This is a genomic window from Pseudomonas sp. THAF187a (genome assembly GCF_009363395.1).
Classification (GTDB): domain Bacteria; phylum Pseudomonadota; class Gammaproteobacteria; order Pseudomonadales; family Pseudomonadaceae; genus Aquipseudomonas; species Aquipseudomonas khazarica.
On record NZ_CP045349.1, the window covers coordinates 3,071,599 to 3,084,927 of the forward strand.

Below are 13,329 nucleotides of genomic sequence, written 5' to 3' on the forward strand. Positions count from 1 at the left end.
GCCCAGAGTGTGTAAAAACACTTTCGGATCTTGGGTGTCTCAGCCCAGCGCTCCTGGACGAGTTTATTCCCCATGTATTTGCCCCGACCGGCACCGGTAACGTTCGAGAGCGCTTCTGGTGCGTTTTAGCACCTTCTGGAGCAGCAAAAGCCAGGGCTTTTACGCCACCATCGCCCTCAGCAAGCTTTCAGTGCCAATGATTTTCATGACTCGCTTCATGTTGTAGGCGAGCACATTGAGGCTCATCTCCGTGCTGACGCCGACCAGCCTGCGTGTCAGGAAATGCGTGGAGCCCATCCATTGCTTGAGCGTCCCGAAGGGATGCTCAACAGTGCGCTTCCGGACTCGCATCATGTCCGGCGCATGGTTCAACCGACGCTGCATTTCCTCCAGCACCGCTTCATGTTCCCAGCGCTTTACTCGACGATTGGTGCTTGGCGTGCACTGCGGTTTCAGCGCGCATCTCTGGCAGTTTGAACTCCAGTAACAGTGCATATTCATGCCCTTCTCAACGCTGGAAAAACGCCAGATCAGTGCCTCGCCAGCCGGGCAGATGTATTCGTTTTTCGTCGCGTCATAAACGAAGGCATCTTTGTTGAATCGACCATCAGCCTTGGCACTTGAAGTCATCGGCTTTGGCACGTAGGTAGTGATGTTCGCGTTGTGGCAAGCCAGGATTTCTTCACCCTTGCAGTAGCCACGGTCAGCCACTACCGCCAGCGTTTCTGAACCAATAGCTTCCCGCGCCTGCTTTGCCATCGAGCTGAGTTGGTCGCGGTCAGAGCCAACGTTCGTGACCTCGTGAGCAACGATCAAATGGTGCTGGGTATCGACCGCCGTCTGTACGTTGTAGCCGACGATGCCATTGCCACGCGTCATCATCGAGCGGGCATCGGGGTCGGTCAGTGAAACCTGTTTGTCTGAAGAGTCGTTGAGCTGAGATTCGATCACCTGAAGCTCTTTCATCTGTGCTTTGAGCTTGGCGATTTTCTCTTCCAGGCGCGTAGCGTCTGGCTCAGCAGCGGTTGGCACTTGCCGATCAGCGGCATCAAGGGCGGTCAGGTAACGGTTGATGCTCGACTCGATTTCCTCCATTCGGCGCTTCAGCTTTGCGCTGGTGAAGTTGCGGTCGCGATTGTTCACTGCCTTGAATTTGCTCCCGTCGATGGCCACCAGGTTTTCGCTAAACAACCCCAACTGCTGGCAGAGCACAACGAACTGGCGGCACACGCCGCGAATGGCTTTGCTGTTGTCTTTTCGGAAGTTGGCGATGGTCTTGAAGTCGGGCATCAAGCGACCGGTGAGCCACATCAGTTCGACGTTGCGTTGGGCCTCTCGCTCAAGACGCCGGCTCGACTGGATGCGATTGAGGTAGCCGTAGATGTAGATCTTCAGAAGGATCGCAGGGTGATACGCGGGTCTGCCGGTATCGGCTGGAATGACACCATCAAAACCCAGCGTCACTAGGTCAAGTTCGTCAACGAAGACATCGACCACGCGCACCGGATTTGTATCGCTGACGTAGTCGTCGAGGCTTTCGGGAAGCAAGGTGCTTTGACCTCGGTGTTCACCTTGGATAAACCGTTTCATGGGCTTCCCTTGCGATGAAATTCTCAGAAATCATAGCAAGGGTATGTCCGGGCGTTTTTACACACTCAGGGCCGATAGAAGCCGGTGGCGACAGGCGGCATAATCCCTACAGCATCGACCAGAGATTTAGCAGCCCGGTGCTAGTCTATCCACTTCAATTACAGGCCCTCCAATTACGCCATGTATGGCAAACCTTGGCACAAAATACTCAATGGAATTATTGAGCTAGGTATACTTGTTAAGTTACGCTTGTTTTTTGATATAACTTGTTGAAGTCGCGCCGCTTCTTTACTATTTTTTACCAAAACAGCGATAGGCGATTCAGGGATTTGAAAACTACCTTTACATCGCCATTCTCGTTCATGGATCCAGTTGATGCCTGTGCCGTCTACATTTTCTAAGCGGACTACGCGCCATTTCTCATCGTTAGAAATTCCAAGCTGCTTCATCTCAGCGTTTGACAGATAAATTACTGGTCGACAGCCCTTTTTATATGCGGTTTTTTTGGTAACAACAATTCCATAGGGCTCATACCTGGGTTTAGAAGGATCCGTGTTCGCTTCATTTAGCACGTACTTGAGTGAGCTTAGAGGTATATCCATGAAGCAAGCCGCTGAATTACCACCCTTAATAAATCCTTTTGTTGTTGTGCTGCCTTCTATTCGCCCATCTGAAAGTATTGATACCAAGTTTTCAAAAGCTGAAGATTTATCTTCGCTAGACCTCCGAGTCAGATGCACCAAATATGGTGAGAGGTCAGGGCGTTCAAAGAACGGCAGATCGTTACTCATTGTGGGCTCTCGCATTGATATCTTGGGCACCGCTTATCGATAGTCAACTTGGATCCTATATAACTTACAACTCATCACAGTACAAAAATGAACGCCTCACAATGTTACGAAGCGTACTCCGCGAGGTTTGCTTTGGCCAATGAGCCATGAGGATTAACCCATGCGATTGAGATGGGTGTACTTGTCATCCTCGATGCACCGAATCAAGTCAGGCATTTCTTTCAAGTCAATTGTATACTCTTGATATTCAAGCCTTGAGGGGGAGTTTCCCATTTTTTTCAAGCAATCCTTCAGAAGATCGACCAGGTAATCTTTGAGATAGCCAGCCAATGCTTGTCTGACGAACGGGGAAAGCTCCACCAGCTTTAGCTCAGCGTGCTCTTCATCAATGACGACAGGGGTCTTGGTTGACACCCCTATTCTGGAAAATTCCGACTTTGCGAAGTGCATGAATAGATCGCCTGAAAACTCGAATACTCGCGTTGCCAGCACCTTGCCGTTCTGATCAACTTCATAGATTTGAATATTCATGTGTTACTTCTTCTCCTGTTCCTTGCCTTCTGTCCCTTTGATCTCTGACTCCGGGATGACGGCCCAAGCAATATTTTTACTATCCAGCAGCTTAATAGCGGGACTAGAAAAACTTGCTGTTGTTAAGATGGCAATAGGTTCCACCCCAGCAGCCTCTCGTTTTCTGAGCATGTCTTCAACGATGCCTTTATGGACATAGTTAGTCTTTACCTCGATTGAGGGCGGTGGCACTTTTTTACTGGTCATCACACTACTCGTTGAAGGTCTTGTGAAGCTCGCGGATCATCTGCCTGACTATTTCCGCATCCTCTGGTTTGATTAGGAGGATGTCGCCTTCAGAGCTGTTGCCGCGGGTTCTTTTATTTTTTATACCCTTTCTATCCAGGAGTTCGCACAACCAACTGATTGTGTCGCGATGAAGTTCCAGATGATAGATCATTTCGTCTTCATCTGTTTCAAAGATTTTGCTCATCAAATGGCCTCCAAAGTATTGTTGATAGAACTGTACGCCGACTTGAACTCATGGTTCAGTTGTGTAAAGAAATTATCAAAATCATGAGTATCTTCAAGAATGGCGTTCCTAAATATGCCTTTGATGTCGGGGATGGTGAGGTTTGAATCGATGTAAGCTTGGTACAAGCTGTTGACTTGGCTAACGCTCAAACTGACTCTAATGGGGAGGCTGTTAATACACCCAATCAGCTTGCTTATGTAGTCTCCGAAAGGTTCTCGTTGCAGCTTCTCGTTAACATTGAGCTTTAGGCAAAACCTCCGGACAATGGCATTGTCGATTTTGTCTTGCACATTGGTTGCGGCGATGACAACCAATCGTGGATGGCTAAAGGGATGAATCTTGTCTAGCTCCAGCATCAGGGCAGACATGGCCCGTCTCGATGCGTCGTGCTCATTAGATCTGCTCCTTGACATGCAGAACTGGTCGATCTCATCGATTAGGAGGATTTTGAACTCATCGTCAGCGGTGTTCTGACTCAGGTAATCAAAGGCTTTAACGATGTTCTTCGACGTTTCCCCGTATTCAGCGGACATCACCCGGGAAAAATTCAAATAATACAGATTGGCATTGTTGTTTGACTCCTTGACCCTGCTTAACAGCCTATATGCAAGTGTCGTTTTTCCCGTATTGGGCGGGCCAAACAGCAGGATTGTCGGCAGAAAATCCAAGGCAGCAAGCATCTCCTGAGAGGCCGAAGAGGCTGTCAACTCACAGAGTCTGTGCATCCTGTTTAGCTGCAAATCATTGCCATAGATGAGCGATGAAGACAGCCTCTTTTCAATTTCTCTTGAGTCAATTCGAACGACAGGGTCCATGATTTTTTCTATAGTTGCTGAACAGAGTGCAATTCTAACGCGACTCGCCCGGCTCGCCTCGAGTAAGTCTAGCACCGAAAGCATCGGTGGCATTTCTAGCTTCCATCGATGCAAGACATTCCTACTCATCGACACCGCTTTCACGGAGTACACCAGCAGTGAAGGATCTGAGCTGTCCAACATGGGTTGCCACGGAAATAAGCTCATTGGCCACTGATACAGGAGGTATCTGGATCGTCCCTTGTTTTGTAGTCACAACCGAATTTCACCACGGCCTCAACCAATGGCTGCTCCTGGCCGGTTTCTGTCCGTCGCCAGCGGCAGCTTCGGGTCGACATCTACCGGTCGTGTACACCGTACCCCGCTGAGTTTATCCGCCAACCGCCACAGCCAGAACTGTTGCCGCCCAACTCATAATCCTCCCCGAAACGGTCTTTGACCCCTCCTCCCCCAGTACCGAACCTCTCGCCCACGGCACATCTGCGTGCCGTGCGTTTTGCTAGGGAGGTTGGGTTCAGGGATGCAGGCGACGACGGTGCTGTACGGCCAGGTGCTGGTGGTGTTGGCCATTACCCTTTCCGGGCTGTGGGGTGCCACGCAGTGGACGGCTGCAGCGCTCGGCTACCAGGCCCGCCTGGGGGCGCCCTGGTTCGAGTTGCTGGGTACACCGGTCTATCACCCCTGGCGGCTGTTCGAGTGGTGGTTCGTCTTCGACACCTATGCGCCGGAAGTCTTCAACGTCGGCGGCAGCATCGCCGCCTGCAGCAGCCTGCTGGCGCTGGTGGTGGCCATCGGCATGGCGATCTGGCGCGCTCGCCAGGCACGAAACGTCACCACCTATGGTTCGGCGCGCTGGGCCGGTGCGGATGAGGTACGCAAGGCCGGGCTGACCCAGCCGGCGGGCGTGTTCCTCGGGCAGTTCGACGACCAGTACCTGCGCCACGAAGGCCCCGATCATGTGCTGACCTTCGCGCCGACGCGCTCGGGCAAAGGCGTCGGCCTGGTGGTGCCCACCCTGCTCTCCTGGCCGGCCTCGGCGGTCATCCACGACATCAAGGGGGAGAACTGGAGCCTGACCGCGGGCTGGCGATCGCGCTTCTCCCACTGCCTGTTGTTCAACCCCACCGACCTGGCCTCGGCTGCCTACAACCCGCTGCTGGAAGTGCGTCGCGGTGCCCACGAGGTGCGCGACGTACAGAATATCGCCGACATCCTGGTCGACCCGGAGGGCGCGCTGGAGCGGCGCAACCACTGGGAGAAAACCAGTCACGCACTGCTGGTCGGCGCCATCCTGCACGTGCTCTATGCCGGCCAGGACAAGACCCTGCGCGGCGTCGCCAACTTCCTGTCGGATCCGGCCTGCACCTTCGAGCTGACCTTGCACCGGATGATGACCACGCCGCATTTGGGCGATGCACCCCATCCGGTGGTGGCCTCGGCCGCGCGGGAGGTGCTGAACAAGAGCGACAACGAGCGCTCGGGCGTGCTATCCACGGCCATGTCGTTCCTCGGCCTGTACCGTGACCCGACGGTGGCCGAGGTCACCTCGCGTTGCGACTGGCGCATCGCCGACCTCATCTCGGCCGAGCATCCGGTGTCGCTGTACCTGGTGGTGCCTCCCTCGGATATCAGCCGCACCAAGCCGCTGATCCGCCTGATCCTCAACCAGGTCGGCCGGCGCCTGACCGAGTCGCTCGATGGTTCCGACGGCATCGAGCGTCGGCACAAGCTGCTCTTGATGCTGGACGAGTTTCCGGCGCTGGGGCGTCTGGACTTCTTCGAGACGGCCCTGGCCTTCATGGCCGGCTATGGGCTGCGCGCCTTCCTGATCTCGCAGTCGCTCAACCAGATCGACAAGGCTTACGGCCAGAACCACTCGATCCTCGACAACTGCCATGTGCGGGTGACCTTCGCCACCAACGACGAACGCACCGCCAAGCGCATCTCCGAGACCCTGGGCACCGCCACCGAACTGCGAGCGCAGCGCAACTATGCCGGCCACCGCCTGGCGCCCTGGCTGGGCCACCTGATGGTGTCGCGCCAGGAAACCGCCCGCCCGCTGCTGACGCCGGGCGAGGTGATGCAACTGCCCAGCGACGAGGCCGTGGTGATGCTCTCCGGCCTGGCGCCGATCCGCGCGAAGAAGCTGCGCTACTTCACCGATGCCAACTTCCAGAGTCGGATACTCCCTGCGCCACAGTTGCAGCCTGGCCGCTACGCCGACGCGCCCGCCGCACGTGCGGATGACTGGAGCGACCTGGCCATGCCTATGGCCGTTGCCGCTTCGGTGGCCGGCCTGGCCGACGACGAGACCGTCGAGGACGGAGGCCTTCGCCGTCAGCCCGAGTTGGCGGAGCTCACCCAACTGCCGGATTTCGGCGATCCGGCCAGCGACCTGCTGCTCCTCGACGAGGACGACATCCCTGCCCCCTTCCCTCCCCAGCCGGATCCACGCCTGCAACGCGTGGCGCGGCTGGCTGCACTCGACCCTGACGATGGAATAGCCCTATGAGCCGAGCACGCCTGAACCTGTTCATCCAACCCGAGCACGCCAAGCGCCTGAACGAACTAGCGATCACCAAGGGTGTGTCGAAGTCCTCGATCATCGCCGCGGCGCTGGCATCCTGGCTATCGCCTGAGCCAGGCGAGCAGCGCGAGGTGGCCATGGCCAAGCGCCTGGATCGGCTGTCGCGCCAGTTCGAGCGCCTGGAGCGTGACCAGAACATCCTGATCGAGACCGTGGCGCTGTACGTGCGCTACTACCTCACGGTCAGCACGCCGGTGCCCGAGGCCCATCAGGAAGCAGCACGCGCACAAGGCAAGCTGCGCTTCACCCAGTTCGTCGAGCAACTGGGTCGCCACCTGCAGCGCGGGCGCAGCCTGGTCAAGGACGTGCACGAGGAGGTTCAGGGCACGGGAGAGCGCCCATGAGCACTGCTGCCTCCTCGGTACTGACCACGGCGGCTACCTCCCTGGATCGCCGCACGCGCATGCTGCGCACGGCGATGGGCCCGCTGATCGCTGCCGCCCTGGATGATCCAGACGTGGTCGAGGTCATGCTCAACCCCGACGGCATGCTCTGGCTCGACCGCCTGACCGTCGGCCGCTCCCGATTGGGCACGCTGCCGGCTGCCGATGGCGAGCGGATCATCCGCCTGGTCGCGACGCATGTCGGTGCAGAAGTTCATCGGAACAAGCCCCTGCTCAGTGCCGAGCTGCCAGAGTCCGGCGAGCGCTTCGAGGGCGTACTGCCGCCAGTGGCAGCCGGGCCGACCTTCGCCCTGCGCAAACGCGCCGCCGGCGTCATCCCGCTTCAGCAGTACGTGGCCGACGGCATCCTCACCGCCGCGCAGGCCGATTACCTACGAGGCGCCGTGCGCGACCGGCAGAACATCCTCGTCGCCGGCGGTACCAGCACCGGCAAGACCACCCTGGCCAATGCCCTGCTCGCCGAGGTGGCCAGCAGCGGCGACCGCGTGCTGGTGCTGGAAGACACGGTCGAGTTGCAGTGCCCCGCCCTCGATCACGTTTCCCTGCGCACCAGACCCGGCCTGGTGTCCATGGCCGACCTGGTGCGCAGCACGCTGCGCTTGCGCCCCGACCGGGTGGTGGTCGGCGAGGTGCGCGGTGGCGAAGCGCTGGACCTGGTCAAGGCCTGGGGCACTGGCCACCCGGGCGGTATCGCCACCATCCATGCTGGCTCCGCCCAGGGAGCGCTGCTGCGCCTGGAGCAACTGATCCTGGAAGTCGCCCTGGCCGCGCCACGGGCACTGATCGCCGAGGCGGTCAACCTGGTGGTGTTCCTCGCCGGCCGCGGTCGCGCCCGCCATGTCCAGCAGATCGCCCGCGTCATCGGCCACGACGACCGCGGTTACCAGCTCGCCCCCATCGACTCCCTCCTTTCCCCGTCATCTGCCTCAGGAAACCAGCCATGACTTTCCTTCATTCTTCTGCTGTATATCGTCGGCGTGTCGCCAGCGCATTGATGCTGGGCGCCCTCTGCCTAGGTGCGTCTCTACCTGCGCTCGCCGCCGGCTCCGGCATGCCCTGGGAAGGGCCGCTGCAATCGATCCTCGACTCGGTGCAGGGCCCGGTGGCGCGCATCATCGCGGTGATCATCATCATTACCACCGGCCTGACGCTGGCCTTCGGCGATACCAGCGGCGGCTTCCGCAAGCTGATCCAGATCGTCTTCGGCCTGTCCATCGCCTTCGCCGCGTCTTCGTTCTTCCTCAGCTTCTTCAGCTTCGCCGGCGGGGCGGTGATCGCATGAACGGCGAGCGTGAACTCATTCCCGGCTTCGAGGTGCCGCTGCACCGTTCTCTGGCCGAACCAATCCTGCTCGGCGGGGCGCCGCGCAACGTGGCAATCCTCAACGGCACCCTGGCGGCTGTGGTCGGGCTGGGCTTGCAGCTATGGATCCCGGGCCTGGTGCTCTGGCTGGTCGGCCACTCGCTGGCCGTCTGGGGCGCCCGCCTGGATCCGCAGTTCCTGCAGGTCTTCGCCCGGCATCTCAAGCAGCGCCCGCTGCTGGACGTGTGAGGAGCGCCGCCATGCTCAACCTCACCGAATACCAACGCCGCCCGGCCCAACTCGCCGATTGGCTGCCCTGGGCCGGCCTGGTCGCCCCAGGCGTGGTGTTGAACAAGGACGGCGCCTTCCAGCGCACCTTGCGCTTTCGCGGGCCGGATCTGGACAGCGCCACCCAAAGCGAGCTGGTGGCCACCTCGGCGCGCCTGAACAACGCCCTGCGTCGACTCGGCTCGGGCTGGGCGCTGTTCATCGAGGCCGAGCGCCTGGCGGCTGCCGACTACCCCGACAGTGACTTCCCCGAGTCCCTGTCCTGGCTGGTGGACGAGGAACGCCGCGCCGCCTTCGAGGCACAGGGCAGCCACTTCGAGAGCACCTACCACCTGACGCTGCTCTACCTGCCTCCGGAGGAGTCGCGCTCGCGCGCCGCCGGCCTGCTCTACGAGCACCGGACGCAGCGCGGCATCGACTGGCGCGAGCGGCTGGCAGCCTTCATTGCCGAAAGTGACCGCTTCTTCGACCTGCTGGACGGGGTGATGCCGGAGCTTACCTGGCTCGACGATAGCCAGACGCTGACCTACCTGCATGCCACGGTATCGCCCCATCGCCAGCAGGTCGCCGTACCCGAGGTGCCCTTCCACCTCGATGCCCTGCTGGCCGACAGCCCGCTGGCCACCGGCCTGGCGCCTAGGCTGGGCGAACAGCACCTGCGCGTGCTCTCGATCCGAGGTTTTCCTAGCTCGACCTGGCCGGGCGTGCTGGACGATCTAAACCGACTGGGCTTTGCCTATCGCTGGTCGACCCGCTTCATCTGCCTGGACAAGGACGAGGCCGAGAAGGAACTGGTGCGCCTGCGCCGGCAGTGGTTCGCCAAGCGCAAGGGTGTCCTGGCGCTGCTGCGCGAAGCGATCTTCCAGCAGGAAAGCCCGCTGATCGACAGCGACGCGGCGAACAAGGCCAGCGACGCCGACGCCGCCCTGCAGGAGCTGGGCGCCGACCAGGTCGCCTTCGGCTACGTGACGGCCACCGTGACGGTGAGCGACCGTGACGCCCAGGTTGCCGACGAGAAACTGCGCCTGGTCGAACGGGTGATCCAGGGACGCGGCTTCATCACCATTGCCGAGAGCCTCAACGCGGTGGAGGCCTGGTTGTCGTCGATCCCTGGCAATACCTACGCCAACGTCCGTCAGCCGCTGGTCTCCACCCTCAACCTGGCGCACCTGATGCCAGTCTCGGCAGTCTGGGCCGGCCCTGTACGCAACGAGCACCTGGACGGCCTGCCGCTGGTGATCACCCGCACCGATGGTGCGACGCCGTTTCGCCTGGTCACCCACGTCGGCGATGTCGGCCACACCCTGGTGGCCGGCCCCACCGGCATGGGCAAGTCGGTGCTGCTGGCGACCCTGGCCCTGCAGTTTCGTCGCTACCCTGGCTCACGCCTGTTTCTCTTCGACATGGGCCGTTCGTTGCGCGCGACGGTGCTAGGCCTGGGTGGCGAGCACTACGACCTGGGCGGTGATGGCAGACTGTCCTTCCAGCCCCTGGCGCGTATCGACCAGCCCGGCTACCGCGCCTGGGCCACCGAGTGGCTGGAGGCGCGCCTGCTGCAGGAAGGCGTAGCCGTCGGCCCCGAGCAGAAGGCGACACTCTGGACGGCGCTGGACAGCCTGGCCGGCACGCCCGAGGCGCAGCGCACGCTGACGGGGCTGTCCGTGTTGCTGCAGGACAACAGCCTGCGCCAGGCGTTGCAGCCCTACGTGCTGGGCGGCGCCCATGGCCAGTTGCTGGATGCCGACCGGGATCGCCTCGGCACGGCCGACGTGCAGTGCTTCGAGATGGAGGAGCTGATGCACAGCAAGGCGGCGGTCGCCGCAGTGCTGGGCTACCTGTTCGCCCGCTTCGAGGAGCGCTTCGACGGTGCGCCGACGCTGCTGATCCTCGACGAGGCCTGGTTGTTTCTCGACGAGCCGCTGTTCGCCGCGCGCATCCGCCAGTGGCTCAAGACCCTGCGCAAGAAGAACGTCTCGGTGATCTTCGCCACCCAGTCGCTGGCCGACATCAAGGACTCCAGCATCGCCGCGGCGATCATCGAGAGCTGCGCCAGTCGCATCTTCCTGCCCAACCCACAGGCCGGCGAACCGCAGATCCGCGGCATCTACCAGGGCTTCGGCCTCAACGACCGGCAGATCGAGATCATCGCCCAGGCCACGCCCAAGCGTGACTACTACTACCAGTCGCGCCAGGGCAACCGCCTGTTCGACCTCGACCTGGGGCCGGTGGCGCTGGCCTTCGCCGCCTCCGCCAGTCCTGCCGAGCAGCGCGAGATCGATCGGATTCTGCAGGAGTCCGGCGATGCCGATTTCGCCCCTACCTGGCTGCACCACCGAGGCCTGGACTGGGCCGCTGACCTGCTCACCTCTTACCCCTCGCCACGCAAGGAGTGCCTGCCATGAAATTCCCTATCCGCCGTTCCCCGTGCTCCACTCTGCTGGTGCTTGGCCTGCTGGCCCTGCAGCCAGCCCACGCCCTCACGGTGATCGATCCAACCAACCTGGCGCAGAACACCCTGACCGCGGTGCGCACCCTGGAGATGGTCAACAACCAGGTCAGACAGTTGCAGAACGAAACCCAGATGCTGCTGAACCAGGCCCGTCACCTGGCAACCCTGGACTACAACGTGGTCAACCAGTTGCGCGCGAGCCTGGCCAACACCGAGCGCCTGCTGGCCGAGGCGCGGGGGCTGGCCTACGAGGTGCAGCGTCTGGATCAGGAGTTCACCCGCCTCTATCCGGCCGAGTACACGAGCGACATCAGCAGCCAACGCCTGGCCCAGGGGGCGCGCGAGCGCTGGAAGCAGGGTCTCGACGGCCTGCACACCGCCATGCGCGTGCAGGCGCAGGTGACGCAGAACCTGGTTCAGGACAAGAGCGCGCTGGCCGATCTGGTGCAGCAGAGTCAGTCGGCCGGCGGTGCACTGCAGGCCACCCAGGCCACCAACCAGTTGCTGGCCCTGCAGGCCAAGCAATCGATCCAGTCCCAGCAGCTGCAGATCACCCAGAACCGCGCCATCGCCCTGGAACTTGCGCGCCAGGCCGCGGCGGCCGAGGAGGCGCGCGAACTGCGGCGGCGCTTTATGGGCAGCGGGACGCCCTATACCCCCTACCCAGTGCGGTTCTACCGGTAGGGAGGAAGGCTCCATGAGAATCCTGATAATGCTGCCGCTGCTGCTCGTGCTCGCCGCCTGTGGGCGTGGCGGCGATGGCGTCGTGGAACGGCAAGGCGCTTCGACCGAGCGCTTCTACTCCGGCTGCGCTCGACCCGGCGAGTTTCTCCGCCCTTCTGACCTGCCAGCCATACCCCCGAGCTTCGACGAGGACGTGCAATGAACGACGTCAGCGTGATCGATCGCTTCCTCGAGGTGTTCGGGCTGTATATCGATACGGGCTTCGGCCTGCTCGGCGGCGAGGTGGCTTTTCTCACCATGACGCTGGTGGTGATCGACATGACCCTGGCCGGGCTGTTCTGGGCCATGGGCGGCGAAGACGTCAGCGCCAAGCTGATCCGCAAGACCCTCTACGTCGGTGCGTTCGCCTTCATCATCGGTAACTTCAACGCACTGGCCCAGATTGTCTTCAACTCCTTCGCCGGGTTGGGCCTGCTCGCCTCGGGCTCGGTGCTGAGCCAGGCCGAATTCCTGCAGCCGGGTCGGCTGGCCGCCATTGGCGTCGAGGCCGGGCGCCCGCTGCTTGAGCAGATCAGCAGCCTCAGCGGGTTTCCGGAAGTATTCGGCAACCTGCACAGCATCCTGGTGCTGTTTCTCGCCTGGCTGGTGGTGATCGTCAGTTTCTTCTTCCTGGCCATCCAGCTGTTCGTCACCCTGATCGAGTTCAAGCTGACCACCCTCGCCGGCTTCGTCCTGGTGCCCTTTGCACTGTGGAACAAGACCGCCTTCCTCGCCGAGAAGGTGCTGGGCAACGTGGTGGCGTCCGGCATCAAGGTACTGGTGCTGGCAGTGATCGTCGGCATCGGCAGCGGTCTGTTCGCCGAGTTCCAGGCTGTGCCGGACGAGCCCTCCATCGACCACGCCCTGGTGGTCATGCTCGCCTCGCTGGCGTTGCTCGGCCTGGGCATCTTCGGCCCGGGCATTGCCACCGGCCTGGTCTCCGGCGCGCCACAACTGGGGGCCGGCGCAGCAGCCGGTACCGCGCTCGGCGCCGCTGGCATGGCAGCCGGTGCGGCCGCCGTGGCCACGGGCGTCGGCGGCGCCGTGTTGGCCGGCGCCCGTATGGCCCCTGGTGCAGCACGCCTGGCCATAGGCGGCGCCAGGTCCCTGGCTGGCATGCCTCCAGGATCTGCAGCAGACGGTACTACGGCTGGTGGAACGTCCGCCGCTGCTGGTTCATCAACAGCCCCCGCCAAGCAACCCGACTGGGCCAAGCGCCTGCAACGCAGGCAGCAACTCTCCCATGCCACCACCACTGTCGCGCACACGCTGCGCGGTGGCGATGGCGGTGGCTCATCACCAGGGCCACAGGTGCGCGACCCATCGAATTCGTGA

15 protein-coding genes are annotated in these 13,329 nt (G+C 61.2%); 9 read left to right on the forward strand and 6 right to left on the reverse strand.

What is annotated here, in order from left to right; genetic code table 11:
* Positions 1 to 159: 159 nt before the first annotated feature.
* The 6 genes from FIV02_RS14305 to FIV02_RS14330 all read right to left on the reverse strand — a co-directional run bounded on the left by FIV02_RS14305 (position 160) and on the right by FIV02_RS14330 (position 4,241).
* Positions 160 to 1,590 (reverse strand): IS1182 family transposase, encoded by a 1,431-nt coding sequence (locus FIV02_RS14305; RefSeq protein WP_152488993.1) that lies wholly within the window; start codon positions 1,588 to 1,590, stop codon positions 160 to 162.
* Positions 1,591 to 1,763: 173 nt separating this feature from the next.
* Positions 1,764 to 2,381 (reverse strand): DUF2971 domain-containing protein, encoded by a 618-nt coding sequence (locus FIV02_RS14310; RefSeq protein ID WP_152488994.1) that lies wholly within the window; start codon positions 2,379 to 2,381, stop codon positions 1,764 to 1,766.
* 153 nt (positions 2,382 to 2,534) lie between these two features.
* Positions 2,535 to 2,912, reverse strand: coding sequence for a hypothetical protein (locus tag FIV02_RS14315; protein ID WP_152488995.1), 378 nt, complete (start codon positions 2,910 to 2,912; stop codon positions 2,535 to 2,537).
* A 3-nt stretch (positions 2,913 to 2,915) separates the two neighbouring features.
* A complete protein-coding gene (locus FIV02_RS14320; protein WP_152488996.1) occupies positions 2,916 to 3,158 on the reverse strand; it encodes a hypothetical protein in 243 nt (80 codons plus the stop codon).
* A gap of 4 nt (positions 3,159 to 3,162) precedes the next feature.
* Positions 3,163 to 3,384 carry a hypothetical protein gene (locus tag FIV02_RS14325; protein ID WP_218571693.1) on the reverse strand — a complete coding sequence of 74 codons (222 nt, stop codon included), beginning with the start codon at positions 3,382 to 3,384 and terminating at the stop codon, positions 3,163 to 3,165.
* Entirely contained in the window at positions 3,384 to 4,241 is an 858-nt protein-coding gene (locus FIV02_RS14330; protein ID WP_172979158.1) for an ATP-binding protein, read from the reverse strand. The genes FIV02_RS14325 and FIV02_RS14330 overlap by 1 nt, the downstream gene beginning before the upstream one ends.
* 520 nt (positions 4,242 to 4,761) lie before the next feature.
* Here FIV02_RS14330 and FIV02_RS14335 point away from each other — a divergent pair.
* Genes FIV02_RS14335 through trbL form a run of 9 tightly spaced genes read left to right on the forward strand, consistent with a single transcriptional unit; the run spans position 4,762 to position 13,329 of the window.
* Positions 4,762 to 6,753: a conjugal transfer protein TraG gene (locus tag FIV02_RS14335; protein WP_152488999.1), complete on the forward strand. Its 1,992-nt coding sequence runs from the start codon at positions 4,762 to 4,764 to the stop codon at positions 6,751 to 6,753.
* A complete protein-coding gene (locus FIV02_RS14340; protein WP_152489000.1) occupies positions 6,750 to 7,172 on the forward strand; it encodes a CopG family transcriptional regulator in 423 nt (140 codons plus the stop codon). Before FIV02_RS14335 ends, FIV02_RS14340 begins: the two co-directional genes overlap by 4 nt.
* Complete coding sequence (gene trbB, locus FIV02_RS14345) at positions 7,169 to 8,176, forward strand: P-type conjugative transfer ATPase TrbB (protein ID WP_152489001.1); 1,008 nt, start codon at positions 7,169 to 7,171, stop codon at positions 8,174 to 8,176. The genes FIV02_RS14340 and trbB overlap by 4 nt, the downstream gene beginning before the upstream one ends.
* Positions 8,173 to 8,514: a TrbC/VirB2 family protein gene (locus FIV02_RS14350; RefSeq protein WP_152489002.1), complete on the forward strand. Its 342-nt coding sequence runs from the start codon at positions 8,173 to 8,175 to the stop codon at positions 8,512 to 8,514. Before trbB ends, FIV02_RS14350 begins: the two co-directional genes overlap by 4 nt.
* Complete coding sequence (locus FIV02_RS14355; RefSeq protein WP_152489003.1) at positions 8,511 to 8,783, forward strand: VirB3 family type IV secretion system protein; 273 nt, start codon at positions 8,511 to 8,513, stop codon at positions 8,781 to 8,783. Before FIV02_RS14350 ends, FIV02_RS14355 begins: the two co-directional genes overlap by 4 nt.
* 11 nt (positions 8,784 to 8,794) lie before the next feature.
* Positions 8,795 to 11,224, forward strand: a complete 2,430-nt coding sequence (gene trbE / locus FIV02_RS14360) for a conjugal transfer protein TrbE (RefSeq protein WP_152489004.1) — start codon at positions 8,795 to 8,797, stop codon at positions 11,222 to 11,224.
* The gene (gene trbJ, locus FIV02_RS14365) at positions 11,221 to 11,955 is read left to right on the forward strand and encodes a P-type conjugative transfer protein TrbJ (protein ID WP_152489005.1); all 735 of its coding nucleotides are present in this window, start codon (positions 11,221 to 11,223) and stop codon (positions 11,953 to 11,955) included. The genes trbE and trbJ overlap by 4 nt, the downstream gene beginning before the upstream one ends.
* A gap of 13 nt (positions 11,956 to 11,968) precedes the next feature.
* Positions 11,969 to 12,157 carry a hypothetical protein gene (locus tag FIV02_RS14370; RefSeq protein WP_152489006.1) on the forward strand — a complete coding sequence of 63 codons (189 nt, stop codon included), beginning with the start codon at positions 11,969 to 11,971 and terminating at the stop codon, positions 12,155 to 12,157.
* The gene (gene trbL, locus FIV02_RS14375; protein ID WP_152489007.1) at positions 12,154 to 13,329 is read left to right on the forward strand and encodes a P-type conjugative transfer protein TrbL; all 1,176 of its coding nucleotides are present in this window, start codon (positions 12,154 to 12,156) and stop codon (positions 13,327 to 13,329) included. Before FIV02_RS14370 ends, trbL begins: the two co-directional genes overlap by 4 nt.

Excerpts from the sequence above, each read along its gene's own strand:
- FIV02_RS14350 (WP_152489002.1), top strand. The coding sequence starts at position 8,173 with ATGACTTTCCTTCATTCTTCTGCTGTATATCGTCGGCGTGTCGCCAGC.
- FIV02_RS14315 (WP_152488995.1), bottom strand. The coding sequence starts at position 2,912 with ATGAATATTCAAATCTATGAAGTTGATCAGAACGGCAAGGTGCTGGCA.
- FIV02_RS14310 (WP_152488994.1), bottom strand. The coding sequence starts at position 2,381 with ATGAGTAACGATCTGCCGTTCTTTGAACGCCCTGACCTCTCACCATAT.
- FIV02_RS14355 (WP_152489003.1), top strand. The coding sequence starts at position 8,511 with ATGAACGGCGAGCGTGAACTCATTCCCGGCTTCGAGGTGCCGCTGCAC.
- FIV02_RS14330 (WP_172979158.1), bottom strand. The coding sequence starts at position 4,241 with ATGGACCCTGTCGTTCGAATTGACTCAAGAGAAATTGAAAAGAGGCTG.
- FIV02_RS14305 (WP_152488993.1), bottom strand. The coding sequence starts at position 1,590 with ATGAAACGGTTTATCCAAGGTGAACACCGAGGTCAAAGCACCTTGCTT.
- FIV02_RS14325 (WP_218571693.1), bottom strand. The coding sequence starts at position 3,384 with ATGAGCAAAATCTTTGAAACAGATGAAGACGAAATGATCTATCATCTG.
- trbJ (WP_152489005.1), top strand. The coding sequence starts at position 11,221 with ATGAAATTCCCTATCCGCCGTTCCCCGTGCTCCACTCTGCTGGTGCTT.
- trbE (WP_152489004.1), top strand. The coding sequence starts at position 8,795 with ATGCTCAACCTCACCGAATACCAACGCCGCCCGGCCCAACTCGCCGAT.
- FIV02_RS14340 (WP_152489000.1), top strand. The coding sequence starts at position 6,750 with ATGAGCCGAGCACGCCTGAACCTGTTCATCCAACCCGAGCACGCCAAG.
- FIV02_RS14370 (WP_152489006.1), top strand. The coding sequence starts at position 11,969 with ATGAGAATCCTGATAATGCTGCCGCTGCTGCTCGTGCTCGCCGCCTGT.
- FIV02_RS14320 (WP_152488996.1), bottom strand. The coding sequence starts at position 3,158 with ATGACCAGTAAAAAAGTGCCACCGCCCTCAATCGAGGTAAAGACTAAC.
- FIV02_RS14335 (WP_152488999.1), top strand. The coding sequence starts at position 4,762 with ATGCAGGCGACGACGGTGCTGTACGGCCAGGTGCTGGTGGTGTTGGCC.
- trbL (WP_152489007.1), top strand. The coding sequence starts at position 12,154 with ATGAACGACGTCAGCGTGATCGATCGCTTCCTCGAGGTGTTCGGGCTG.
- trbB (WP_152489001.1), top strand. The coding sequence starts at position 7,169 with ATGAGCACTGCTGCCTCCTCGGTACTGACCACGGCGGCTACCTCCCTG.